The sequence below is a fragment of the Sphingomonas sp. Leaf17 genome, from assembly GCF_001421505.1.
In the GTDB taxonomy this organism is placed as follows: domain Bacteria; phylum Pseudomonadota; class Alphaproteobacteria; order Sphingomonadales; family Sphingomonadaceae; genus Sphingomonas.
This window is the reverse complement of the sequence record NZ_LMKL01000001.1, coordinates 151,452-176,592: the sequence shown is the minus strand read 5'-3', so window position 1 is coordinate 176,592 and position 25,141 is coordinate 151,452. Positions and strand designations below refer to the sequence as shown.

Genomic DNA, 25,141 nt, shown 5'->3' with positions numbered 1-25,141 from the left:
TGCACGATTGCCATGCGCGCTGCCGAAACGCGGGCAAGCGCCCTGATATCCCGTGAAATCCCCAAATCACCCGTTGCATCCCCAGGGTGCCCCTGATAACTCTACGTTAAGAACGGGGCAGGCTCGCTGCAGCTTTGGAAAAGGCCACCGGATCGCGGGTTTCGCCGTGGTTCGGACAGCGAAGTCGTGTGCGCCTTGTGCGAGGTCGGCGTGGCGGAAAGGGGCGAATATCAGGGCAGTGGCCTCGGGCTTGTCGATGACAAGGGTCGGGTCGCGATTCCCGCAAGCCTTCGCGCTACTCTCGCCCAGAACGCGCCGCGCGCCGACGGCAAGGATGGCGGTACCGTCATCATCGGTGTCCACCAGCGCAACCGGTGCCTGGTCGCCTATGATCCGGGTTTCGTCGCGGTTCTGAAAAGCCGGCTCGACATGCGCGAGGCGGGGCACACCGCCGACGACGGCGAGTATGATTACAACATCAAGCGGCGCGGCGCGAACGGCGAGGCCGTGCCGTTCGACGGTTCGGGGCGCTTCATCATGCCGGGCTTCCCGCGCTTTCATGCCGGCATCGGCGCGCACGCCTTCTTCTGGGGCGTGTTCGACTATATCGAGATCTGGGATCCCAAGACGCTGATCGACACCGAAGACGCCCCCGACATGATGAAGTCCGCCGCGCGGTTCCACTGCGCCGAAAAGGGGATTTCGCTGTGAGCGAGGCTCCGCACATCCCGGTCCTGCTGGACGAGGTGCTGGTCGCGCTGTCGATCGGCCCGGACGAGACGCATGTCGACGCGACGTTCGGCGCGGGCGGCTATACGCGGGCGATGCTGGCGGCGGGCGCAACCGTCATCGCGTTCGATCGCGATCCCGATGCGATCGCGGCCGGACGCGCGCTGGAGGCGGCGGAGGATCGGCTGCGGCTGGTTCATGCGGATTTTTCGGGGCTGGAATCGGCGCTGGACGGGCCGGTCGACGGGGTCGTCATGGATATCGGCGTGTCGTCGATGCAGCTCGACCAGGCGGACCGTGGCTTTTCCTTCCAGTCGGACGGTCCGCTCGACATGCGGATGGCGCAGGTCGGCATGAGCGCCGCCGACTTCGTCAACGAGGCGGACGAGGAGGCGATCGCCAACGTGCTGTACCAGTATGGCGACGAGAAGAAGTCGCGCCGGGTCGCGCGCGCGATCGTCGCGGCCCGGCCGATCACGCGCACCGCCGAATTGGCGCACGTCGTCCGCCGCGCGCTGGGGTACAAGCCGCACGACAAGAAGGATCCGTCGACGCGCAGCTTTCAGGCGATCCGCATCCATGTGAACCGCGAGCTGGACGAGCTGGCGGCGGGACTGCTCGCGGCCGAGCGTGCGCTGAAACCGGGCGGTCGCCTGGTGGTGGTCACGTTCCACAGCCTGGAGGATCGGATGGTCAAACGCTTCCTGCGCGATCGCAGCGGGTCGGCTCCGACAGGGTCGCGGCACGCGCCGATGATCGTCGATGGTCCTGCCCCGAGCTTCGAGCGCGTGGGTCGCGGCGTGAAGGCGGGCGACGATGAGCTGGCGCGCAACCCGCGCGCGCGCTCGGCGACATTGCGGACGGCGCGGCGAACGGCCGCACCGGCCTGGACAGAGGGATTCGGCATATGACGGCGGCGTATCGGATGAAGGGGCTTGGCTGGTTCGGCAGCTGCGTCGCGATCATCCTTGGCTTCTACCTGGTGTCGTTGCAGGTCGCGTCGGAGCGCAAGAAGGTCGAGGCGCTGAACGGCCGCATCCGCGATGCCGAGCGCGATATCCGCGCGCTGGAAACCGAATTCGACACGCGGGCGAACCTTGCCCAGCTGGAAAAGTGGAACGGCGACATCCTGGCGCTGTCGTCGCCGACCGCGTCGCAGTTCGTGCCCGATGAGGCGGCACTGGCCGCGATCGACCTTCATGCCGTGCCGAACATGGGCGAGGGTGGCGCCGCGCAGATGGCCGCGCTGCTGGTGCCTGCGTTGCCGGTCGCGCCGGTTGTAACCGCGCCTGTCGCCGTTGCTGCCGTCGCGGTGGCCAAGCCAACGTCGGCCGCGTCTGCACCCGCACCCGCCGCAGTTCGCGTCGCTGCCGTGAGCCAGGCGGTGCCGGAGGCTGCGCCCAAGCCACGGCTGGTGCGCATCGCGTCGGCCGTAAGGAGCGCGGCGGTGGCCAAGGTCCGGCCACAGGCGGTGGCGATGCTCGACCGCAAGCTGCTGAGCGACCAGACCTTCGGTGATATCCTGACCGGCGCGCGGACCGAACGGGCGCGCAAACGGTGACAGTGACGGTCGCCCGCCCGGTCCAGTCGAAACGCACCAACGGCCAGCGCCACGCGCTGTTCGCGACCGCGCATATGCGGCTGATGATGCTGATGCTGTTGTTCGCGGCGGGCGTGATGCTGGTGATCGGCCGTCTGGGCATGCTGGCGGTGATGACCACCGGCGGCGCGGCGCGGACGTCGGTGCTGGCGGTGCCGCCGCGTGGCGACATCGTCGATCGCAACGGCGCGCCGCTTGCGCGCACGATCGACGCCTGGACGATCGCCGTCCACCCCAAGAAACTGATCGGCGATCCGACCGACATCGCCCAGAAGCTGGCCGAGCTGATGCCCGATCGGGGCGATCAGCCGACCTTTTATCGGCTGCTGACGTCGGGGCGCAATTTTGCCTACCTGCAACGGCGCGCCAGCCCCGCGCTGGTCGAGGCGGTCAATGCGATCGGCGAGCCGGCGATCGTGTTCGACCGCGAGACGCAGCGCCTGTACCCGCAATCATCGCTGGCCGCCCATGCGCTGGGCTTCCTGTCGACCGACGGGCACGGGATGAGCGGGATGGAGCGGGTGCTCGACGACCGGCTGACCAACCCGGCGCTGAACGGCGCGCCGGTCGCGCTGTCGATCGACACGCGGGTGCAGGCGGCGATGGAAAGCGAGCTTGGCCGGGCGATGAACACGTTCTCCGCGCGTGGCGGCGGCGGGATCGTGCTGGACGTGGCGACCGGCGAAGTGATCGCGATGGTGTCGCTGCCGACGTTCAACCCGAACCGGGTCGGCATGGCGGGGTCGGAACAGCTGCGCAACGTCACGACCCAGAGCGTGTTCGAGCTGGGGTCGACGTTCAAGCCGATCACGATGGCGACCGCGATGGATACCGGCGTCGTGACATCCATGGCGCGCCGGTTCGACGCCACCCACCCGTTGCAGGTCGGCGGCTACACGATCCATGACGAACGCGGCGATCCGAAGCGCTGGCTGAACATGGCCGAAACGCTGATCTATTCGTCCAACATCGCCACCGCGCGCGTCGCCGACGAGGTCGGGCCGCAGCGGATGCAGACGATGTTCAGGAAACTGGGGTTCGACACCAAGCCCGACATCGAGCTGCGCGAGAAGGGCGGGCCGCTGTGGCCGAAATACTGGGCGCGCACGACCACGATGACGACGGCCTATGGCCACGGCATCGCGGTGACGCCGCTGCATCTGGCCAGTGCCTATGCCGCGCTGGTCAACGGTGGCATCTGGCGTCCGGCGACGCTGCTGAAGGTCGCGCCCGGCCATGCGCCGAAGGGGCGGCGGGTCATCAGCGAGCAGACGAGCGCGCGGATGCGGCAGATGCTGCGCCTGATCGTGCAGCGCGGCACGGGGCGCAAGGGCGACGCGCCGGGCTACCGGGTGGGCGGCAAGACGGGTACGGCGGAGGCGGCGGTGGCCGGTGGCTATGACCGGTCGCGCAACGTGGCGACCTTTGCGGCGGCGTTTCCGATGGACGCGCCGCGTTATGTGGTGCTGGCCATGCTCGATTCACCGCTGGGCACCAAGGAGACGTTCGGCTGGAAGACCGCCGCCTGGAACACCGCGCCGGTCGTCGGTCGCACGATCGCGCGGGTCGGTGCCATGCTGGGGGTGGTGCCGCAGGAACGGCAGGACATCGACGTATCGGACATCCTGCCGACATTGTGGCAGGATCCGAGCGTGAAGCCGGCAACCGGCAATTGAGGCGCGCGCGATGAAACTGGGCATGCTGACCGGCGGGACGCAGGACATGGTCGTCACCGGCTTTGCCATCGACCACCGCAAGGTTGCGCCGGGGACCATCTTCGGTGCGTTCCGGGGCGCGCGCGTCAACGGAGAGGACTATATCGCCGATGCGGTCCGCTCCGGCGCGATCGCGGTCGTGGCGGCACCGGGCGCGGTGGTTGAGGGTGCGGTGCATATCGTTGCGGACGAACCGCGCGCCGCCTTCGCCCGATTGGCCGCGCGTTTCTTCGCGCCGTTCCCGGCGGTGTCGGTCGCGGTGACGGGCACCAACGGCAAAACGTCCTGCGTCGAGATGGTGCGGCAACTGTGGCGGATGGCGGGGCATCATGCCGCGTCGATCGGGACGCTGGGCGTGACCACCGCCGATGAACGGGTCACGACCGGGCTGACCACGCCCGACGTCGTCACCTTCCTGTCGAACGTTGCCGGGCTGGCCCGCGAGGGGGTCAGCCACCTGGCGTTCGAGGCGTCGAGCCACGGCCTGACCCAGTACCGGACCGAGGGGCTGAGCGTCGCCGCCGCCGCCTTCACCAACCTGAGCCGCGATCACCTGGATTATCACGGCGACATGGCGGCGTATCTGACCGCCAAGCTGCGGCTGTTTTCCGAGGTGCTGTCGTCTGGCGGCACGGCGGTGGTGTGGGCCGACGATGTATATTCGGCGCGGGTCATCGACCTGGCACACGCGCGGGGCAACCCCCTCATCACGGTCGGCACGCGCGGTGAGACGCTGCGGCTGGTCGGGCGTGATCCGACGCTGCTGGGGCAGGGGCTGACGATCGAGGCGGCGGGGCGGACGTTCCAGATCCAGTTGCCGCTGATCGGCGCGTATCAGGCCGCCAACGCGCTGGTGTCGGCCGGGCTGGTCATCGCCACCGGCGGCGACGTGGCGGCGACGCTGGCGAACCTGTCGCGATTGCAGCCGGTGCGCGGGCGGCTGGAACGCGCGGTCATCACGTCGGCGGGTGCGCCGGTCTATGTCGATTACGCGCATACGCCCGATGCGCTGGAGGCGGCGATCGCGGCGTTGAAGCCGCATGCCGGCGGGCGGCTGATCGTGGTGTTCGGGGCCGGCGGAGACCGCGACCAAGGCAAGCGCGAGGCGATGGGGCAGGTCGCGGTGGCGATGGCCGATCGGGTGATCGTGACCGACGACAATCCACGAACCGAGGATCCGGCCGCGATCCGCGCCATGGTATTGGCCGGCGCGCGCGGGGCGGACGAGATCGGCGACCGGCGCGATGCCATCCGTGCGGCGGTGACCGATGCCGGTCCGGACGACATCGTCCTGATCGCAGGCAAGGGACACGAACAGGGCCAGATCGTCGGCGACATGGTGCTGCCGTTCGACGACGTCGCGGTGGCGCGGGAGTGCGTGGCATGAAGAAGATCGTGATGCCGGCCAAGCGCGCGGCGACCGGCCCGGCCGATTGCGCCGACACCGCGGCGGCCAAGCCGCGCGAGCGTCGGCGGCTTGGCCTGAACTATGGCGGGGCAGGCGGAGAGCCGGTGGAAGAAGGTCGGCCGTCGTGAGTGCGGTGCCGCTGTGGACCGCTGCCGATATCGCCGCTGTGACGGGGGGCACGGCGTCCGGCGATTTCACCGTCGATGGCGTTGCCTTTGATTCGCGCGAGGTCGGGCCACGCGACCTGTTCGTCGCGCTGACCGGCGAGGCGACCGACGGCCACCGCTTTCTGGATCAGGCATTCGCGCAAGGGGCCGGCGGCGCGCTGGTCGGCGGCGATTGCGCGGGATCGCATGTCCGGGTGGCCGATACGTTTGCGGCGCTGGAGGATCTGGGCCGGGCGGCGCGGGCGCGGACGGGTGCGAAAATCATCGGCGTGACCGGGTCGGTCGGCAAGACCAGCGCCAAGGAGGCGCTGTTCGCCGCGCTCGACCGGGGGATACCGGGGGCGGTGCATCGGTCGGTCAAGAGCTACAACAATCATACCGGCGTTCCCTTGAGCCTCGCGCGGATGCCGGCGGCGACGCGGGTCGGGGTGTTCGAGATGGGAATGAACCATCCCGGCGAACTGGCGCACCTGACCACGCTGGTTCGGCCGCACATCGCGATCGTGACCGCGATCGCGCCGGCGCATACCGCGTTTTTCCCGGATGAAAGCGCGATCGCCGATGCCAAGGGCGAGATCTTTGCCGGGCTGGAGCCGGGCGGCACCGCGATCGTGCCCTATGACAGCCCGCACCGCGACCGGCTGATCGCCGCCGCCCGGCCGTTTGCGAGCCGGATCGTGACGTTCGGTCTGGACCGCGCGGCCGATGTCCATCCGACCGAGACGATGCGGCTGAAGACGGGCGCGACCTTCGTCACCGCGCGGATCGGCGCGCGCGAGTTGAGCTTCACCATGGCGCAGCCGGGGATGCACTGGGTATCGAATGCGCTGGCGGTGCTGGCGGCGGTCGATGCGGCGGGCGCGGATCTGGGCCTTGCCGGCCTTGCGCTGGCGGAGATGGGCGGACTGACCGGGCGTGGCGCGCGGGCGATGGTGAGCGTGGCCGGTGGCGACGCGCTGGTGATCGACGAAAGCTACAATGCAAACCCCGCGTCGATGCGCGCGACGCTGGCCGTGCTGGCGCAGGAGCCGGGGCGGCACATCGCCGTGCTGGGCGAAATGCGGGAGCTTGGCGAGAAGTCCGACGCCTATCATGCCGATCTGGCGGAGCCTATTCTGGCCGCGCGCGTCGAAACGGCGCTGCTGGTCGGCGAAGCGATGGCGCCGCTGGCCGCCGCGCTTGAGGGGCGGGTCGATTTCGTCCATGTGGCCGATGCCGCATCCGCGCTGGCGCGGCTGAAACCGATGCTGTCGCCGGGGGATGCGGTCCTTATCAAGGGATCGAACGGGGTCGGTCTGGCGCGTGTTGTAGCCGGGCTGGCGGGCGGGGCAAAATGACATGTTGTATCTGATCGCCGAAGCGCTGGGGTTTCCGGGTCTTCTCAACCTCATCCGCTATCAGTCGTTCCGCACCGGCGGGGCGGTGGCGACGGCGTTGTTCATCGGCCTGCTGATCGGGCCGCGCTTCATCGGCTGGTTGCGCGTGCGACAGGGCAAGGGGCAGCCGATTCGCGCCGATGGCCCGCAGACGCATCTGGCCAAGCGCGGCACGCCGACGATGGGCGGGCTGATGATCCTAACGTCGATGGGGCTGGCGATCCTGTTGTGGATGGACCTGAGCAACCCGTTCGTCTGGTCGTGCCTGTTCGTGACGCTGGGCTTCGGTGCAATCGGTTTCATGGACGATTATGACAAGGTGCGAAAGGCGAGCACCGCCGGGGTTTCCGGCCGGACCCGCCTGATGCTGGAGTTCGCGATCGCCGGCATCGCCGCATTCATCATCATGCAGCAGAATGGCAGCCACCTGTACCTGCCGTTCACGACACGGATGTACATCGACCTCGGCTGGGGCTTCCCGCTGTTCGCGGCGTTCACGATCGTCGCGTTCGGCAATGCGGTGAACCTGACCGACGGGCTGGACGGCCTGGCGACGATGCCGGTCATCATCGCCAGCGTGACGTTCATGGTCATCGTCTATCTGGTCGGCAACGCGAAGTTCGCCGATTATCTGGGCATCGCGCATGTGCCGCGGGCGGGCGAGCTGGCGATCTTCTGTGGTGCGGTGGTCGGCGCAGGGTTCGGGTTCCTGTGGTACAATGCGCCGCCAGCGGCGGTGTTCATGGGCGACACCGGCAGTCTGGCGCTGGGCGGCGCGCTGGGGACGATCGCGGTGGTTGCGCATCACGAAATCGTGCTGGGCATCGTCGGCGGGCTGTTCGTGCTGGAGGCGATGAGCGTCATCATCCAGGTGTTCTTCTACAAGCGGACCGGCAAGCGCGTGTTCCGCATGGCCCCGATCCACCACCATTTCGAGCAGCTTGGCTGGAGCGAGCCGACGGTCGTGATCCGGTTCTGGATCATCGCGTTCGTGCTGGCGCTGGCGGGTCTGTCGACGTTGAAGCTGCGATGATCGTTTCAGGCGACTGGGCGGGGAAGCGGTACGCGGTGCTGGGGCTGGCGCGGTCGGGGGCGGCGACCGTGCGGGCATTGCTGGCGGGCGGTGCGTCGGTCGTCGCGTGGGATTCGGAGGCGGCGAAGCGTGCGCCATTCCTCCCCGGCACGGGGAGGGGGACCAGCGAAGCTGGTGGAGGGGGGGGCGCCACGGGCGGGTCGCTCGTGGCAGCGCCCCTCCACCATCCTGCGGATGGTCCCCCTCCCCGTGCCGGGGAGGAATTGATGGTGGCACCGCTCGACGATCTCAACGGCTTCGACGCGCTGGTCGTGTCGCCGGGGGTGCCGTTGAATACCCATCCGATCGCCGCGAAAGCGCGAGATACTGGCGTGCCGGTGATCGGCGACATCGAATTGTTCGCGCAAGGCCGCGCGTCGTTGCCGGCGCACAAGGTCGTCGGGATCACCGGGACGAACGGCAAGTCGACCACGACCGCGCTGGTCCACCACATCCTCCGGACCGCGGGCATTCCCAGCCTGATGGGCGGGAACATCGGCCTGCCGATTCTTGGGCAGGAACCGTTGCCGGCGGGTGGGGTCTATGTCCTCGAACTGTCGAGCTACCAGATCGACCTGACTGCGACGCTCGACTGCGACGTGGCGGTATTGCTGAACATCACGCCCGATCATCTCGACCGGTATGACGGATTCGAGGGCTATGCCGCGTCCAAGGCGCGGCTGTTCGCGATGCAGTCGCCGGAGCATGAAGCGATCATCGGTATCGGCGATGCGGCCTCCGCTGCGATCGCGCGCGGGCTATCGGCGCGGGGCGAACATCTGACCAAGATCGCGCCCGGCGTGTGCATGGACCAGTCGCGCTGGCCGTCGTTGCAGGGGCCGCACAACGCACAGAACGCGCTGGCCGCGATCGCGGTCGCCAAGGCACTGGGCGTCGGCGAGGCGGACATCGACCGCGCGCTGGAAAGCTTTGCCGGCCTGCCGCACCGGATGCAGCGAATCGACGTCGTGAACGGCGTCGCCTATGTCGACGACAGCAAGGCGACCAATCCGGAATCGACCGCGCCGGCGCTGGCCGCGTTTCCGCGCACGCACTGGATCGTCGGTGGCAAGCCCAAGGGCGACGAGCTGGACGCCTGCGCCCCGCATTTCGGCAACATCGTCCGTGCCTATACCATCGGCGAGGCGGGACCGGCGTTCGCCAAGATACTCGGATCGCATATGCCGGTGGAGGAATCGGGCACGCTCGATGCGGCCGTCCGTGCCGCCGCCGCGCGGGCGCGGGCCGGTGATACGGTGCTGCTGTCGCCGGCCTGCGCCAGTTTCGACCAGTTTCGCGATTACGAAGCGCGCGGTGCCGCATTCCGAACCGCTGTGGAGGGACTGGCATGACCGACGTCCGAGCATCCTGCCAGACCCCGCCGACGGTCACGACGCGAGCCAAGCGCGGCGGGCGTGGCGACCGGTCGCCGCTGGGGACGTGGTTCTGGGATATCGACCGCGTGCTGCTGGTCCTGACGCTGTTCCTGATCGCGATCGGCCTGCTGGCGGTGGCGGCGGCGTCGCCGGCGTCGGCGGTGCGCTATTCGGGCGAGCATCTGAAGTTCACGCCGCTCTATTATTTCTGGCGCCAGCTGATCTGGGTCGGCATCTCGCTGCCGGTGCTGTTCGCGGTGTCGATGCTGCCGGTGGCGACCGCACGGCGTCTGGCGGTCGCGGGCGCGGGCCTGTTCACGCTGATGCTGGCGCTGACGCCGCTGATCGGGGTGCGGGTCAACGGCGCGGCGCGCTGGATCGGCTTCGGCTTTGCGCAGTTTCAGCCGTCCGAATTCCTGAAGCCGCTGTTCATCGTGACCGTCGCGTGGCTGCTGTCGCTGAAGGCGAAGGACGATGACCTGCCGACCGTGCTGATTACCGGCGCGATGACCGCGGGCATCGCCTGCCTGTTGATGCTGCAGCCCGATTTCGGGCAGACGATCATCTTCTGTACGGTGTGGATGGCGTTGCTGATGATCGCGGGCACACCGACAAAAGTGCTGGTCGGGCTGGTCAGCATGGTCCCGGTCGGACTGGTCGCGGCCTATGTCTTCTATGGCACGGCGCGGTCGCGGATCGACGCGTTCCTGTTTCCCGGCGTCGAGGGGTCGGGCGCGGGCGACCATTTTCAGGTCAACGCGGCGCGTGCGACGCTGACCGCCGGCGGGTTCACCGGGACCGGGCCGGGGGCGGGCAGCGCGAAATTCGGCCTGCCCGAGGCGCATACCGATTACATCTTTTCCGTCATCGGCGAGGAATTCGGGCTGATCGCCTGCGCCATCGTCGCCCTGGTGTTTCTGGCCATCGTCGTCCGGGTGTTCGTCAAGCTGCTGGACGAGCAGGACGAGTTCCGGTTGCTGGCGGCGTCCGGCCTTGCGGTGCAGTTCGGTGCGCAGGCGATGGTGTCGATGGCGGTCAACACCGGCCTTGCCCCGTCAAAGGGCATGACCCTGCCGTTCATCAGCTATGGCGGGTCGTCGATGATCGCGCTGTCGATCGGTATGGGGTTGCTGCTGGCGTTCACCCGGCGCAATCCGTTCCTGACGCGGTCGCCCTATATCGTCCGCTGGAGCGGTACATGAGCAAGCATTACGTATTGGCGGCCGGGGGCACCGGCGGTCACATGGTCCCGGCCGCCGCGCTGGCCACCGAACTGACGAAGCGCGGCCACCGGGTCGCGCTGGTCAGCGACGCGCGCGGCGTGCGCTTTCCCGGCCTGTTCGAGGAGGTGCAGACGCATGTCCTGCCGGCCGGGCGCTTTACGGGCGGACCCGTCGGCTGGGCGAAGGCGGCGCGCGAGATGTGGCGCGGCCGGGCGATGGCGCGGGAACTGTACCGGACGTTCAAGCCGGCTGCCGTAATCGGTTTCGGCGGATATCCGGCGCTCCCGGCGCTGCTGGCGGCGTTCGCCGAGAAGATCCCGACCGCGGTGCATGAACAGAATGCGGTGCTGGGCCGGGTCAACCGGCTGGTGGCGGGGCGGGTCGATGCGATCGCGACGTCGTCCGAGGATACGCAGCGGCTGGCGGCAAAGTTGTCGGCCAAGGTTCATCTGGTCGGTAATCCGGTACGCGAGGCGGTGCTGGCGCTGCGCGCGCGGCCCTATCCGCTGCTGGAGGAAGACGGCATCTTCCGCGTGCTGGTGACGGGCGGCAGTCAGGGCGCGAGCATCCTCAGTCAGGTCGTGCCGGATGGTCTTGCGATGTTGCCGGTCACGTTCCGGCGGCGGTTGCAGGTGACGCATCAGGCGCGGATCGAGGATATCGACGCGGTGCGCGCGAAATATGCCGAGCACGCGATTCCGGCCGAGATCGCCACCTACCTGCCCGACATGCCCGAACAACTGGCGTGGGCGCATCTGGTGATTGCGCGGGCGGGCGCGTCGACCATCGCCGAACTGACCGCCGCCGGGCGTCCGGCGATTCTGGTGCCGCTGCCGAGCGCGACCGACGATCATCAGAGCGTGAACGCGCGCGAGATCGCGATGGCGGGCGGTGCGCGGACGATCGCGCAAGGGGATTTCACCGCAGTCGAACTGGCCAAGCAGATGCAGAAATTGGGGCTGGACCCGGCGGCGTTGCAGAACGCGGCGGGCCGTGCGCGGTCGTGCGGCCGACCCAATGCGGCAAGCGATCTGGCCGATCTGGTCGAGAGCCTCGACGCGCCGCGCGTCCGCCTGCCCGTCACGACGAAGACCACAAAGGCAGCCTACGCATGAGCACCCGGACCAAGGGCGTCGCGACCGACATCGGCACGATCCATTTCGTCGGCATCGGCGGCATCGGCATGTCGGGCATCGCCGAGGTGATGAAGAACCTTGGCTACAGCGTGCAGGGGTCAGACGTGGCCGAGGGCTATGTCGTGCAGGGCCTGCGCGACAAGGGGATCCCGGTCGCGATCGGTCACAGGGCGGATAATCTGGGCGATGCGGCGGTCGTCGTCACCTCGACCGCGATCGTGCGCAGCAACCCCGAGGTCGAGGCGGCGCTGGAGGCGCGCATCCCGGTCGTGCGGCGCGCGGAGATGCTGGCCGAACTGATGCGCCTGAAGTCGACCGTCGCGGTCGCGGGGACGCATGGCAAGACGACGACGACCAGCATGGTCGCCGCGCTGCTGGATGCGGGCGGGGTCGATCCGACGGTCATCAATGGCGGGATTATCAACAGCTACGGCTCGAACGCGCGGCTGGGTGCGTCCGACTGGATGGTGGTCGAGGCGGACGAGAGCGACGGCAGCTTCCTGCGGCTGGACGGCACGATCGCGGTCGTGACCAATATCGACCCCGAGCATCTCGACCATTACGGGTCGTTCGATGCGGTCAAGGATGCGTTCGTCCAGTTCGTCGAGAATGTGCCGTTTTACGGCGCGGCGCTGCTGTGCCTCGATCATCCGGAGGTGCAGGGGATCCTGCCGCGCCTGCGCGATCGGCGCGTGGTGACCTATGGTTTTTCGGCGCAGGCCGATGTGCGCGGCGTGAATGTCGTGCCGATTCCCGGCGGCAACCGGTTCGAGTGCATCGTCCGCGCGCGCGATGGCGCGACGCGGTCGATCGAGGGGATCGAGATGCCGATGCCGGGGCGGCACAATGTGCAGAACGCGCTGGCCGCGATCGGTGTCGCGCTGGAACTCGGGATCGACGACGCGACGATCCAGAAGGGGTTTTCGGCGTTCGGCGGGGTCAAGCGACGCTTCACCAAGGTCGGCGAGGTCGCGGTCGATGGCGGCACGGCGACGATCATCGACGATTACGGCCATCACCCGGTCGAGATCCGCGCGGTCCTGTCGGCGGCGCGTGAGGGCGCACGGGGCCGCGTGATCGCGGTGGTACAGCCGCATCGCTTCTCGCGGCTCGGCAATCTGATGGAGGAATTCCAGACCGCGTTCAACGAGGCGGACCGCGTGCTGGTGACCCCCGTCTATGCGGCGGGCGAGGATCCCGTGCCGGGCGTCGACGCTGACGCGCTGGTCGAGGGGCTGAAACGGCGTGGGCACCGGTTCGCGGCCACGGTGGCGGACGCGGATGCGCTGGCGGCCGAACTGGCGGCGACCCTTCAGGCCGACGATATGGTCGTGTGCCTGGGAGCGGGCGATATCACCAAATGGGCGGCGGGGCTGGCCCAGGCTATTGGAGAGACGCGATGAACGACTGGTTCAGTGCCTCGATCAAGATGCAGCAGCAGATGCTGGACGCGCAGCGCAAGTCGCTGGAGGCGGGCAACCATGCGCTTGGTGCCGGCGACGCGCTGGTGAAGGCGCAGGAGGCCGCGAAAAAGGCGGCCGAGGCCAACATGGCGGCGTGGACCGCGTGGATGAACCTGTGGGGCATGGGGCGGTGACGGCGTTGGCCTCGACATTGCCATCGGACGTGCGTGGGCGGGTCGAGGCCGGCGGATCGCTGGCGGACTTCATCTGGTTTCGCACTGGCGGGCCGGCGGAATGGCTGGTGCGTCCCGCAGATGTCGCGGATCTGGCGGCGATGCTGCGAGACCTGGACGCCGCGACGCCGGTCCTGCCGGTCGGCGTCGGATCCAACCTGATCGTGCGGGATGGCGGCGTGCCCGGTGTCGTGGTGCGCCTGCCCAAGGCGATGGCGAAGGTGTCGGTCGAGGATGGCCGGGTGCGGGCCGGCGCGGGCGCGATGGGAATCACGGTCGCCAGCGCCGCGCGCGATGCCGGCATTGCGGGGCTTGAGTTCCTGCGCGGGATTCCCGGCACGATCGGCGGTGCGGTGCGGATGAACGCCGGCGCTTACGGCCGCGATGTGTCCGACATCCTGATCGAGGCGACGGTGGTGACGCGGGCTGGCGCGGTCGAGGTCTGGCCGGCGGAACGGCTGGGCTACACCTATCGTCATTCGGACCTGCCGGCGGGCGCGGTGGTGGTCGAAGCGGTGTTTTCCGGCACCCCCGGCGACCCGGCGACGATCGGTGCGGAGATGGACCGGATCGCCGCCGAACGCGAGGCGTCGCAGCCGTTGCGCAGCCGCACCGGCGGATCGACGTTCAAGAACCCGGACGGGCACAAGGCATGGGCGCTGATCGACGCGGCGGGCTGTCGCGGCCTCACACGCGGCGACGCGCAGGTCAGTGAGAAGCATTGCAACTTCCTGCTGAACCTTGGGTCGGCCACCAGCGCCGAGATCGAGGCGCTGGGCGAGGAAGTCCGGGAACGGGTGCTGGCGCATTCGGGCGTTACGCTGGAATGGGAAATCCAGCGGGTGGGAGTTGAACGTTGAATCCATTGCATATCGTCGTCCTGATGGGCGGCTGGTCGTCCGAGCGGCCGGTGTCGCTGATGTCTGGCGCGGGCGTCGCCGATGCGCTGGAATCGCTTGGCCACCGGGTGACGCGGATCGACATGGACCGCGACGTCGCCGCACGGCTGGCCGAGGTGAAGCCCGACCTGGTGTTCAACGCGCTGCACGGGACGCCGGGCGAGGATGGGACGGTGCAGGGGCTACTCGACCTGATGGGCCTGCGCTACACGCACAGCGGCCTCGCGACCTCGGTGATCGCGATCGACAAGCAACTGACCAAGCAGACGCTGGTGCCGGCGGGCGTGCCGATGCCGGGCGGGCGGATCGTGAAAAGCGCGGATCTGTTCGAGGGCGACCCGATGGCGCGCCCCTATGTGCTGAAGCCCGTCAATGAAGGGTCGTCGGTCGGGGTCGCGATCGTCACTGACGAGGGCAATTACGGCAATCCGATCGGCCGCGACGCGGTGGGACCGTGGAGCGAATTCGCCGAGTTGCTGGCCGAGCCGTATATCCGCGGACGCGAACTGACGACGGCGGTGCTGGGTGGCAAGGCGCTGGGCGTCACTGAGTTGAAGCCCAAAAACGGCTGGTATGATTTCGATGCGAAATATACCGACGGGCTGACCGAGCATGTCTGCCCGGCCGAGGTCCCCGACACGATTGCCGATGCGTGCCGGAACATCGCGCTGGCGGCGCACCGGTTGCTGGGTTGCAAGGGGGCGTCGCGCGCCGATTTCCGCTGGGACGACGAACGCGGGGTCGACGGGCTGTTTCTGCTGGAGGTGAATACACAGCCGGGCATGACGCCCCTGAGCCTTGTCCCCGAACAGGCGCGGCACATCGGCATGAGCTATCCGCAACTGGTTCAGCGAATCGTCGACGAGGCGATGGCCGATGACGGGACGCGCGACGGATGAGCCGGACGATCAAGCGCGGCAGCCCGCCCAAGCGGCCGACCGCCCGGCGCAAGGTGGCGGTCAAGCGCGCATCGACGCTGGACCGGATCGTCGGCGCGCTGCCGGTCAGCGAAGCCGCGCTGAAGCGTCTGGCGACCTGGTCGATTCTGGGCGCGGTGGGTGCGGTCGTGGTGGTCGCGGCCAGCTGGATCGGGATTCCCGGCATGATCGGCACCGCGCTGGCCGAAAGTGCTGGCAAGGCGGGGTTTCGCGTCGAGCAGATCGAGGTGACGGGCCTGAAGCGGATGGACCGGATGTCGGTCTATGCCGTCGCGCTGGACCAGCAGTCGCGGGCGATGCCGCTGGTCGACCTTGAGGCGGTGCGGCAGAAGCTGCTGCGCTATGGCTGGATCGCCGACGCGCATGTGTCGCGCCGGCTGCCCGACACGTTGTTGGTGCATGTGGTCGAGCGGACGCCGGCGGCGGTGTGGCAGGACAACGGGCAACTGACGCTGATCGACGCGTCGGGGGTGCTGCTGGCCCCGGTCGAGGCGCATGCGATCCCCGACCTGCCGCTGGTCATCGGTCCCGGCGCGGACCGGCAGGAGGGGGCGTATCAGGCGCTGCTCGCCGCCGCGCCCGCGCTGCGGCCCAAGGTGCGCGCGGCGACCTGGATCGGCAACCGGCGCTGGGACCTGACCTTTGCGACCGGCGAGACGCTGGCGCTGCCGCAGGACGGGGCGGACCGGGCGCTGGTGAAGTTCGCCGAGCTGGACGGCGCACGCGCGCTGCTGGGCAAGGGGTGGAAGCGGTTCGACATGCGCGATCCCCGCAAGCTGGTCGCGCGCAAGCCCGGCGCTGACGAAAATCACGCGCTTGCCGATCCGGGCGATGGCGCGCAGACTGAACAGACGCCGTCGGTTGCTGCTGGGGCAGCGGCAACGTCGCGCGAAGAGGGGTAGGGACATGGCCAAGACCGCACCGGAGGGGCTGATTACCGCGCTCGACATCGGGTCGTCCAAGGTATCGGCGATGATCGCGAAAAAGGGCGATGGCGGCGAACTGATCGTGCTGGGCACGGGCCAGCGCGAGAGCCGGGGCGTCAAGCGCGGCTACATCGCCGACATGGGCGCGACCGAGGCGGCGGTGCGCGAGGCGGTCGAGCAGGCCGAGCGGATCGCGGGCATCAACATCGAGAATGTCTGGGTCGGATTTTCGGCCGGTGGCCTAGTGTCCGACGTCGCCTCGATCGAGTTCGAACTGGGCGGCCACCGGGTCGAACAGGGCGATATCGACGCGCTGCTGGCGGCGGGGCGCAACTCGATCGACCCGCAGGGGCGGATGGTGCTGCACGCGCAGCCCGCGCTCTACACGCTGGACGGGCTGACAGGCGTGAAGAAGCCGCTCGGGCTGCATGCCGACCGGCTGGGGGTGCACATCCATGTCGTTGCCGCCGACGGGTCGCCGGTCCGCAATCTGGACCTGTGCGTGCGGTCGGCGCATCTGGAGGTGAAGTCGATCATCGCCTCCCCCGTCGCGACCGGCCTTGCCTGCCTGTCGGAGGAGGAGCGCGAACTCGGCGTCGCGCTGGTCGAGATGGGGGCGGGGATCACCAACGTGTCGCTGTTCGCGGGCGGGATGCTGGTGGGCCTTGCGTCGATCCCGGTCGGTGCGTCGGACATCACCGACGATATTGCTAGCGCGTTCGGCACGCGGCGGCAGGTGGCCGAGCGGATGAAGTGCTTCCATGGTTCGGCCAACGCGTCGCCGCGCGACAATCACGACATGATCCCGGTGATGCCGATTTCGGCCGAGGACGGCGCGGGCGAGGGCGCGCAGATCACCAAGGCGCAGCTGATCGGCGTGATCCGCCAGCGGCTGGAGCATCTGATGGGGCTGGTGCAGAAGGCGCTGGTCGACCTGCGGTTCGAGGGGCCGGTCGGGCGTCAGGTCGTGCTGACCGGTGGTGGCGCGGAGCTGAAGGGCATTGCCGATTACGCGCAGCAGTCGCTGGGCCGGTCGGTGCGGATCGGCCGGCCGCGCGGGCTGACCGGGTTGCCCGAGGCCCATGCCGGATCGGCGTTCGCGACGCTGGCCGGGCTGGCCTTTTACGCGGCGACCGATCCGATCGACCTGCGCGCGCTGCAGGTCCCCCAGACGACGGTACATCGACCGCGCGGGTTCCAGCTCGTCCGCAAGCTGATCCAGGCCGCGCGGGCGAATTATTGATATTTCGTAAGGGGTGCATGGCATTTCGGCTGGAACGGGTCCGGCGAAACGTGCATCAGGGTTAATCAGGCACCCGGTCATGCGTATCGGACCGGGTACGGCGGAGAATATGGCGATGAGCATCGAATTCCTGGCTCCAGAAGTGGACGAACTGACCCCGCGAATCGCGGTGATCGGTGTCGGTGGCGCGGGCGGCAACGCGATCGCGAACATGATGCGGGCCGACGTGCAGGGCGTCGACTTTTTGGTGGCCAACACCGACGCGCAGGCGCTGAAGCAGTCGATCGCGCCGCGCCGGATCCAGCTGGGTACCAAGATCACGCAAGGGCTGGGTGCCGGCAGCCGGCCCGAGATCGGTCGCGCGGCGGCCGAGGAATCGATCGACGAACTGTCCAAGCTGCTTGAGGGAAGCCACATGTGCTTCATCGCGGCGGGCATGGGCGGCGGCACCGGCACGGGTGCCGCGCCGGTCATCGCCAAGGCGGCGCGCGACATGGGCATCCTGACCGTCGGGGTGGTCACGAAGCCGTTCGCGTTCGAGGGCAAGCGCCGGTCGAAGTCGGCCGATGCCGGCATCGAGGAACTGCAGAAGTACGTCGATACGCTGATCGTCATCCCGAACCAGAACCTGTTCCTGATCGCCAACGCCAACACGACCTTCAAGGAAGCGTTCGAGATGGCCGACGAGGTCCTGCAGCAGGGCGTTCGCGGCATCACCGACCTGATGGTCATGCCCGGCCTCATCAACCTGGATTTCGCCGACGTGCGCTCGGTGATGCAGGAAATGGGCAAGGCGATGATGGGCACCGGCGAGGCAAGCGGCGACAACCGCGCGCTGGAAGCCGCGCAGAAGGCGATCGCCAACCCGCTGCTCGACGGCGTGTCGATGCAGGGGGCCAAGGGCGTCATCATCTCGATCACCGGCGGCGACGACATGCGCCTGCTGGAGGTCGACGAGGCGGCGAACCATATCCGCGATCTGGTCGACCCGGATGCGAACATCATCTGGGGCTCGGCGTTCAACCAGGAGCTGGAAGGCAAGATCCGCGTCTCGGTCGTCGCGACGGGGATCGAGGCTGACGTCCAGCCCGAGCAGCCGGCACCCGAACCGACCCGCGGCTTCAGTTTCGGCGCGCGCAAGACCGACGACACGACGTCGTTCCGCCCCGCTGCTGCGACGCAGGCTCCGGCTGCTGCTGCGCCGGCCCCGGCCCCGGCACCGGTTGCGCCGCCTGTGGCCAAGGTCGAGGAGCCGCTCGACCTGACCGCGCAAGCGGGCGCAGGCGAGGACGAACTGGTTCTCGGGGCCGACACGGCGGTGCCGGCAACCCCGGTTCCGACCGCGCCGGTCGCCCAGGTCGCGGCCCCGGCCATGCCGCAGGGTGTGCCGACGCCAGCGGCGGACGAGGGCGGCGCGCGGCGTCGCTGGCTCGCACCCGGCAGCGAGGCCGCGCCGATCGAGGCACCGGCGGCAGCGCCGCGCGTCAAGCTGGGCGGCACGCTGTTCGAGCGGATGTCGAACGCAGCGCGCGGGGCCGTGCGCGAGGACGGCGAGCCGGAGAAAGCCGATTCGATCGAGATCCCGCGGTTCCTCCATCGCCAGAACAATCAATAGCGTGTCGGTCAGGCCAGCGGGGCGCGCCGGTTCATCGCCGGCGTGCCCCGGTCTGGCGTGACACCGGGATCCCTGCCTTGCCGCTCCATGCGGATTGCGGTCTAGGGTGAACATATCCATGCGACATTCCCTACGCCCGCTCGCCCTGCTCTCTGCCGCCCCGCTGGCCATCGCGCTGCCCATCGCGTTGGTCGCCATGCCGACGCCGATCATGGCGCAGGGCCTGCAGATGGTTCAGCCGCTCAACACCGACGCCGACAAGCTGGGTGTCGTCATGCGTCGCCTGGCGACTGCGCCCAACGACGCCGATGCGCTGGTGACGGCGGGGGAGTTGTCGCTGAAGCTCGACGATCTGCGGGCGGCGGCGGCGTTCTTCGCGCGGGCGGAAAAGGCGGATCCGCGCAATGCCCGGGTGAAGGCGGGGATGGCGTCAATTCTGGTGCGGTCCGAACGCCCCGGTGAAGCCCTGCGCTATTTCGCGCAGGCGCAGTCGCTTGGCCTAGACCCCGGCTCGTTTGCCGGCGACCGGGCGCTGGCCTATGACCTGATCGGCGAGCAGGACCGGGCGCAACGCGACTACCGGCTGGCGCTGTCACGCGGCGGTGATGACGAGACGCTGCGCCGGTATGCGCTGTCGCTCGGCATTTCCGGCAACCAGCCACTGGCCCTGCAACAGATCGACACGCTGGTGCGCCGGCAGGATCGTGGCGCGTGGCGTGCGCGTGCGTTCATCCTGGCGATGACCGGCGATCAGGCTGGGGCGACGAAGATTGCGACGACGATGATGCCGGGTGCGCTTGGCAGCGGGCTGCAACCGTTTTTCGAGCGGCTGCCGACGCTGCCGGCGGCGGACCGGGCGTTTGCGGTCCATTTCGGTGAGGTCCGTCCGACGCCCGAGCGGCTGGCGGATGCGCGAATGGTGCCGCCATTGCCGGCGCTGGGCCGCGACCCGACCGCGCCGATGATGGCAGCGACCACGCCGGTCGCGCCGGTCCGGACCGCCGCGATCGACCCGAAGCGAAACCGTGGCCGGACGCGCGATGATCGTCGCGCGCAGCGCGGAACGTCGGCACCGGCGCAAACGGCACCCGTGCAGATGGCTGCGACGACAGCGGGTGTGCCCGGTCGCGTTCCGCTGGCGGCATCGACCGTGACGACGGTCGCGAGTCCGATGCAGATGGTGCAGTCGCTGCCGACCGCGACGGCGCGGGTGGAGGCCGTGCAACCGGGTGTGACGGCAACGCCGGCTGCGTCGCCGTCGTCGCCGGTCCCGGGCGGTCGACCGCTTGGTCCGGGCTTTGCCGGACAGGCGGGATCGTCCGTGGCGGCGAGTGGGGCCGCGACGCGTCCGCAGGCGGACGGAACCCTCGCGGCATCGACGGTCGCGCAGCTTGCGGCGATCCCTGTCCGCCCGGAGACCCCGCAACAGACCATGGGAGCGGACACGCGACCCGGCTTCGCCAGCACCGGACCGGTGGCCTCGGGCATGTCGGTATCGCGCGCAACCACGCCGTCCCAGCCGAACGCCACATCGCTGGCCAACATGGCGGCGATGACCCCGGCATCGGCCAGCGGGCCGCAGTCCGCTTCACCGGCCGTCGCGGCGCAGAGTACCGCACCCGCCACGGGACCGGAGGCGATGCCGCCCGCGACGCGCGGTGACGATGCGATCCTCGCGCGGATCGTCGCCGGCCTGTCGATGCCGATGGCCGACCTGACGATCGACCCGAACGCGGCAACCAGCGCGCCGCCGGTCGCCGCCGCCGTGACCACGCCGACGCGGGTCGCGACCCGGACAGCGCCCGTTCGGACTTCGCCGGCGCGTACCGTCACACCGCGCACGACGGCGGCGGTCACCGACGACCCACCGGCCCCCGCACGGTCGACGCGCGCGACACGTGCAAAGCTGCCGGCCGCGATGCCGGCGGAACCGGTCGAGGCGGTTGCTGTCACGCCGCGCCTGAGCCGTCGTCAGGCCGCGCGCGCCGCCGCCGCCGCCGCGCGGGAAAATGCCGAGGCGGATGCACTGGCCGAGGCCGAGGCCGCACCGAAGACGTCGGTAAAGAAGTCGGCCAAGGCCCTTGCCGCGGAAAAGAAGCTGCTGGCCGACAAGAAGGCGGCGGCGGACAAGAAGGTGCTGGCTGACAAGGCTGCGGCCGAGGAAAAGAAGCTGGCCAAGGCCGATCCCGAACGGATATGGGTGCAGGTCGCGGGTGGTGCCAACGCGAACGACCTGCCCAAGGCGTGGTCGTCGGTGCAGGCCAAGGCGGCGGCGCTGAAGGGGCGTCCGGCCTATGCGACGCCATTGCGCGCGACGAACCGGGTCGTTACCGGACCGTTCAAGACCGAAGCGGAAGCGCGGACGTTCGTGAACACGCTGGCCAAGCAGGGGGTTTCGGCCTTTACCTTCACCAGCGACAAGGGCCAGAAATTGACGAAACTGCCGACCAAATGACCCAAAGTGCGCCCTGGGCGTCGGACCCGGAGCGCAGCAGGGGCAGGCTCCACGCGGAGCAGACCGGGTCGGTACGCGGCCCGCGCAATGCGTTTCAGCGCGATCGCGACCGGATCATCCATTCGATCAGTTTCCGCCGGCTGCGTCACAAGACGCAGGTGTTCATGGCCCCCGACGGCGACCATTTCCGGGTCCGCCTGACGCATAGTCTTGAGGTCGCGCAGATTGGTCGTACGGTCGCGCGGATCCTGGGGTTGAACGAGGATCTGACCGAGGCGCTGTGTCTGGCGCATGACATCGGTCATCCGCCGTTCGGCCATGCTGGCGAAGATGCATTGAAGGCGGCGCTGATGGGTGTCGGCGGCTTCGATCATAACGGCCACACGCTGCGTACCCTGATCGAGATCGAACGGCCCTATCCGTTGTGGAACGGATTGAACCTGACGTGGGAAACGCTGGAGGGGCTGGCCAAGCATAACGGCCCGGTGCGGCATCCGGGCTGGGCGCTGCGCGCGGCGGATGCGACGTTTCCGCTCGACCTGACCAGCTTTGCCTCGCTGGAGGCGCAGGTGGCGGCGATCGCCGACGACATCGCCTATGACAATCACGATATTGACGACGGCCTGCGTGCGGGGCTGCTGACGCTCGACCAGTTGATGGCGGTGCCGATCGTGGCGCGGAACTGGGATGCGGCGCGCGCGCGGTTCCCGGACGTGGCCGAACGGCGGCTGCTGGGCGAACTGGTGCGCGGGCAGATCGGCGAGATGGTCAACGACCTGATCGGCGAAACGCGGGCGCGGATCGCCGCCAGCGGGATCGACCGTGTCGACGACGTGCGCGCGGCGGGGCAGTGTCTGGCCGCCTTTTCACCGGCGATGCGCGAGGAGGAGCGTGACCTGAAACGCTTCATGTACGCCAACCTGTATCACCATCCGCGCCAGATGGCGGCGGCGAACGCGGCGCATGGCATCGTCACTGGCCTGTTCGCGGCCTATCGCGACGATGCGACCCTGATCCCGGCGGAATGGCGCGACCGGTTGCCGGCGGGGGAACCGGATCGCAGCCGGCATATCGCCGACTTCATCGCCGGCATGACCGATCGCTATGCGGTCGCGCGCTATCGTGAGGTCGTCGGGCCGATCGACCTGCCCGAAGGATTTTAAGGCTCGGTCAGGCGCAGGTCTGCGGGTCGCAGTGCTGGCTGCCGACCTCGACCTGCAACGTCGCATGGCCGATCGCGAACCGGTCGCGCAGCATCGCCTGGACGGAGTCGAGAAACGCATCGCCGGGGTGGCCCGCCGGCATCGCCAGATGCGCGGTCAACACGGTTTCGGTCGTGCTCATCGGCCAGATGTGGATGTGGTGGGCGCGTGTGACGCCGGGCAGGGCGGCCAGCGCGGCGTCGACCGCGTCGTAATCAACCGCGCGCGGCACCGCGCCGAGCGCCATTTCCACCGTCTCGCGCAGCAAGCCCCAGGTCTGCCAGAAGATGAGCACGGCGATGACGATGCTGACGACCGGGTCGATCCAGCCGAGGCCCGTTTTCCAGATCAGCAGCCCGGCGACGACGACGCCGGCCGACACCGCCGCATCGGACACCATGTGCAGATAGGCGCCACGGATATTCACGTCGCCCTTGCGCCCGCTGGCGAACAGCATCGCGGTGATCGCGTTGACGGCGATGCCGATCGCGGCGACCGCCGAGACGGTCAGCCCCGCCACGGGGGCCGGGTCGGCGAAGCGCTGGATCGCCTCCAGCAGGATCGCGCCCAGCGCGACCAGCAGCAGCAGGGCGTTCAACAGCGCGGCGAGGATCGTCGACCCCTTCAGCCCGTAGGTGAAGCGTTTCGACGGCGCGGACCGTGCGAGCGCAGCACCGCCCCAGGCGACGGCGAGGCCCAGCACGTCGGACAGGTTGTGACCCGCATCGGCCAGCAGCGCGACCGACCCCGTCCACAGTCCGGCCCCGCCCTCGACCAGAACAAAGGCGATGTTGAGGGCAATGCCGATCGCAAAGGCACGACCGAAGCTAGCCGGCGCGTGCGCGTGCCCGTGGCCGCCGGCATGGGTGTGGCCCTGTCCGTGCCCGTGGCCATGTGCGTGATGATCGTGTGCCAAGATCCGCCTTTCGACTGCCCCTTGAGTCGGAGGGGCCGTAGCATCGGCGGGCCGTGTGATACTAGGACCGGTCGGCAAAGCGCCAGGCAAGGCCCGAAACGGGAATATCCTGCACCGATCGGCGTGTCGGAGGGATACAAACCGTCCGCGCATCGCTCAGGGTACGAGTATCCCGGTGCCGCGATTGCCAGCGGCCTGCCATGAAAGGTTGAAGTGCCGATGAATGCCGCCGACGTCTTTACCAAGCTCGACATCGAACTGATGCCCGATCCGTCGCGAACGGTGATCCGCCCGTTCAGCTTCGACTATCCGGACGCGTTCAAGGACGGTCGCCCGTCGCGCGCGCAAGCGGTGGTGCAGCGCGTTCTGGCGCTGGATCCGGCGATGCGGACGCGTATGCTCCGGCTGATCGAGAAGCCGATGCGCGAGCGGCATCGCAACGCCGACGCCGTGTTCCGCCGCCGGTTCGAGGCGGTTCGCGGCGAGATCGGCGAGGTCGAGGTCGACGAGGAGACCGCCCTGCTGATCGGTGCCTATTTCAGTCAGGAATATGCGTTTGAATCGGCCGCCCTGTTCAACCCGAGCATCGTCCGGCTTCCTGATGAGGACCAGACGGTCGAGGGCGGTGTCCGCTTCGTCCTGTCGCTGCGCGGTATCGGTGAGGGGCATATTTCGTCGGTGACGTTCCGGACCGGCGTCTGGGGCGCGGACGACCAGCTGACGCTCGATCCGCCCAGCGCGCACGGTGTGCCGCCGCAGATCGAACAGGACGATGACGACGACTGGGTGCGGCTGCAGTGCGAGGACAGCCAGGATCCGTCCGAAACCGTGATCTTTCCCGTCCTGCCGAGCCAGCGTCAGGGGGTCGAGGATCTGCGTCTGGTCAACTTCACCGATCATGACGGCGTGAAGAGCATGATCGGCACCTATACCGCGTTCGACGGGACATCGTCGCGGCAGGAGATGTTGCGCGGTGTCGACATGCGAACGTTCGACATGCGGCCGCTGACCGGCGCGATGACCGGGTACAAGGGCATGGCCCTGTTCCCCCGGCGGATCGACGGGCAGTTCGTGATGCTGGGGCGGCAGGACAACGAGAATATCTGGCTGCTGCGGTCCGACGACCTCTACACCTGGGAAACCGGCGCGCCGATCATGGGTCCGAAATACCCGTGGGAGTTCGTGCAGATGGGCAATTGCGGGTCGCCGATCGAGATCGACGAGGGCTGGCTGGTTTTTACCCACGGCGTCGGCATGGTGCGCGGCTATTGCGTCGGTGCCTGCCTGCTGGACAAGGACGATCCGTCGAAGGTGCTGATGCGGACCGCGTCGCCCCTGCTGTTCCCCAGTTCCGAACAGCGTGGCGGTTATGTGCCGAACGTCACCTATAGCTGTGGCGCGCTGCTGAAGGACCGGCGGATCCTGTTGCCCTATGCGATCGGTGACGAGTTCAGCGCGTTCGCGGTGGGGGCGGTCGACGACCTGCTGGCGGCGATGGAGCCGGCCTGA

At 68.6% G+C, this 25,141-nt stretch carries 22 protein-coding genes; 21 read left to right on the top strand and 1 reads right to left on the bottom strand.

Annotation, left to right across the window (positions count from 1 at the left end; genetic code table 11):
• Positions 1-210: 210 nt before the first annotated feature.
• From ASE75_RS00875 to ASE75_RS00785, 20 genes are all read left to right on the top strand, one after another.
• Positions 211-711, top strand: a complete 501-nt coding sequence (locus ASE75_RS00875; protein WP_055929131.1) for a division/cell wall cluster transcriptional repressor MraZ — start codon at positions 211-213, stop codon at positions 709-711.
• Positions 708-1,640, top strand: a complete 933-nt coding sequence (gene rsmH / locus ASE75_RS00870; protein WP_055927460.1) for a 16S rRNA (cytosine(1402)-N(4))-methyltransferase RsmH — start codon at positions 708-710, stop codon at positions 1,638-1,640. The genes ASE75_RS00875 and rsmH overlap by 4 nt, the downstream gene beginning before the upstream one ends.
• Positions 1,637-2,290 carry a hypothetical protein gene (locus ASE75_RS00865; protein ID WP_055927458.1) on the top strand — a complete coding sequence of 218 codons (654 nt, stop codon included), beginning with the start codon at positions 1,637-1,639 and terminating at the stop codon, positions 2,288-2,290. Before rsmH ends, ASE75_RS00865 begins: the two co-directional genes overlap by 4 nt.
• Entirely contained in the window at positions 2,287-4,005 is a 1,719-nt protein-coding gene (locus ASE75_RS00860; protein ID WP_055927454.1) for a peptidoglycan D,D-transpeptidase FtsI family protein, read from the top strand. The genes ASE75_RS00865 and ASE75_RS00860 overlap by 4 nt, the downstream gene beginning before the upstream one ends.
• Before the next feature lie 10 nt (positions 4,006-4,015).
• Positions 4,016-5,431, top strand: a complete 1,416-nt coding sequence (locus ASE75_RS00855) for a UDP-N-acetylmuramoyl-L-alanyl-D-glutamate--2,6-diaminopimelate ligase (protein ID WP_055927452.1) — start codon at positions 4,016-4,018, stop codon at positions 5,429-5,431.
• Positions 5,428-5,580 (top strand): hypothetical protein, encoded by a 153-nt coding sequence (locus ASE75_RS15295; RefSeq protein WP_156340029.1) that lies wholly within the window; start codon positions 5,428-5,430, stop codon positions 5,578-5,580. The genes ASE75_RS00855 and ASE75_RS15295 overlap by 4 nt, the downstream gene beginning before the upstream one ends.
• Before the next feature lie 5 nt (positions 5,581-5,585).
• The gene (locus ASE75_RS00850; protein ID WP_055929129.1) at positions 5,586-6,956 is read left to right on the top strand and encodes a UDP-N-acetylmuramoyl-tripeptide--D-alanyl-D-alanine ligase; all 1,371 of its coding nucleotides are present in this window, start codon (positions 5,586-5,588) and stop codon (positions 6,954-6,956) included.
• A gap of 1 nt (position 6,957) precedes the next feature.
• Positions 6,958-8,028 (top strand): phospho-N-acetylmuramoyl-pentapeptide-transferase, encoded by a 1,071-nt coding sequence (gene mraY / locus ASE75_RS00845; RefSeq protein WP_055927450.1) that lies wholly within the window; start codon positions 6,958-6,960, stop codon positions 8,026-8,028.
• Positions 8,025-9,419 carry a UDP-N-acetylmuramoyl-L-alanine--D-glutamate ligase gene (gene murD / locus ASE75_RS00840; protein ID WP_055927447.1) on the top strand — a complete coding sequence of 465 codons (1,395 nt, stop codon included), beginning with the start codon at positions 8,025-8,027 and terminating at the stop codon, positions 9,417-9,419. The genes mraY and murD overlap by 4 nt, the downstream gene beginning before the upstream one ends.
• Positions 9,416-10,645: an FtsW/RodA/SpoVE family cell cycle protein gene (locus ASE75_RS00835; protein ID WP_055927444.1), complete on the top strand. Its 1,230-nt coding sequence runs from the start codon at positions 9,416-9,418 to the stop codon at positions 10,643-10,645. Before murD ends, ASE75_RS00835 begins: the two co-directional genes overlap by 4 nt.
• Complete coding sequence (gene murG / locus ASE75_RS00830; protein ID WP_055927441.1) at positions 10,642-11,781, top strand: undecaprenyldiphospho-muramoylpentapeptide beta-N-acetylglucosaminyltransferase; 1,140 nt, start codon at positions 10,642-10,644, stop codon at positions 11,779-11,781. Before ASE75_RS00835 ends, murG begins: the two co-directional genes overlap by 4 nt.
• Positions 11,778-13,205: a UDP-N-acetylmuramate--L-alanine ligase gene (gene murC / locus ASE75_RS00825; RefSeq protein WP_055927434.1), complete on the top strand. Its 1,428-nt coding sequence runs from the start codon at positions 11,778-11,780 to the stop codon at positions 13,203-13,205. Before murG ends, murC begins: the two co-directional genes overlap by 4 nt.
• Entirely contained in the window at positions 13,202-13,399 is a 198-nt protein-coding gene (locus ASE75_RS00820) for a hypothetical protein (RefSeq protein ID WP_055927431.1), read from the top strand. The genes murC and ASE75_RS00820 overlap by 4 nt, the downstream gene beginning before the upstream one ends.
• Positions 13,369-14,298 carry a UDP-N-acetylmuramate dehydrogenase gene (gene murB / locus ASE75_RS00815; protein WP_235512453.1) on the top strand — a complete coding sequence of 310 codons (930 nt, stop codon included), beginning with the start codon at positions 13,369-13,371 and terminating at the stop codon, positions 14,296-14,298. The genes ASE75_RS00820 and murB overlap by 31 nt, the downstream gene beginning before the upstream one ends.
• A gap of 5 nt (positions 14,299-14,303) precedes the next feature.
• Positions 14,304-15,236, top strand: a complete 933-nt coding sequence (locus ASE75_RS00810; RefSeq protein ID WP_268796015.1) for a D-alanine--D-alanine ligase — start codon at positions 14,304-14,306, stop codon at positions 15,234-15,236.
• On the top strand, positions 15,233-16,177 hold the full coding sequence (locus ASE75_RS00805; RefSeq protein WP_082463715.1) for a cell division protein FtsQ/DivIB: 945 nt from the start codon (positions 15,233-15,235) through the stop codon (positions 16,175-16,177). The genes ASE75_RS00810 and ASE75_RS00805 overlap by 4 nt, the downstream gene beginning before the upstream one ends.
• Positions 16,178-16,181: 4 nt before the next feature.
• Positions 16,182-17,444, top strand: coding sequence for a cell division protein FtsA (gene ftsA / locus ASE75_RS00800; protein ID WP_055927426.1), 1,263 nt, complete (start codon positions 16,182-16,184; stop codon positions 17,442-17,444).
• Between the two features lie 115 nt (positions 17,445-17,559).
• Positions 17,560-19,059 carry a cell division protein FtsZ gene (gene ftsZ, locus ASE75_RS00795; protein ID WP_055929124.1) on the top strand — a complete coding sequence of 500 codons (1,500 nt, stop codon included), beginning with the start codon at positions 17,560-17,562 and terminating at the stop codon, positions 19,057-19,059.
• Positions 19,060-19,177: 118 nt separating this feature from the next.
• Complete coding sequence (locus ASE75_RS15980) at positions 19,178-21,514, top strand: tetratricopeptide repeat protein (RefSeq protein ID WP_055927423.1); 2,337 nt, start codon at positions 19,178-19,180, stop codon at positions 21,512-21,514.
• Entirely contained in the window at positions 21,511-22,677 is a 1,167-nt protein-coding gene (locus tag ASE75_RS00785; protein WP_055927419.1) for a deoxyguanosinetriphosphate triphosphohydrolase, read from the top strand. Before ASE75_RS15980 ends, ASE75_RS00785 begins: the two co-directional genes overlap by 4 nt.
• A 7-nt stretch (positions 22,678-22,684) precedes the next feature.
• Here the strand turns inward: ASE75_RS00785 and ASE75_RS00780 are convergent, their stop codons facing one another.
• Complete coding sequence (locus ASE75_RS00780; RefSeq protein ID WP_055927416.1) at positions 22,685-23,632, bottom strand: cation diffusion facilitator family transporter; 948 nt, start codon at positions 23,630-23,632, stop codon at positions 22,685-22,687.
• A 219-nt stretch (positions 23,633-23,851) separates the two neighbouring features.
• Here ASE75_RS00780 and ASE75_RS00775 point away from each other — a divergent pair, with 219 nt between their 5' ends.
• Positions 23,852-25,141, top strand: coding sequence for a glycoside hydrolase family 130 protein (locus ASE75_RS00775; protein ID WP_055927413.1), 1,290 nt, complete (start codon positions 23,852-23,854; stop codon positions 25,139-25,141).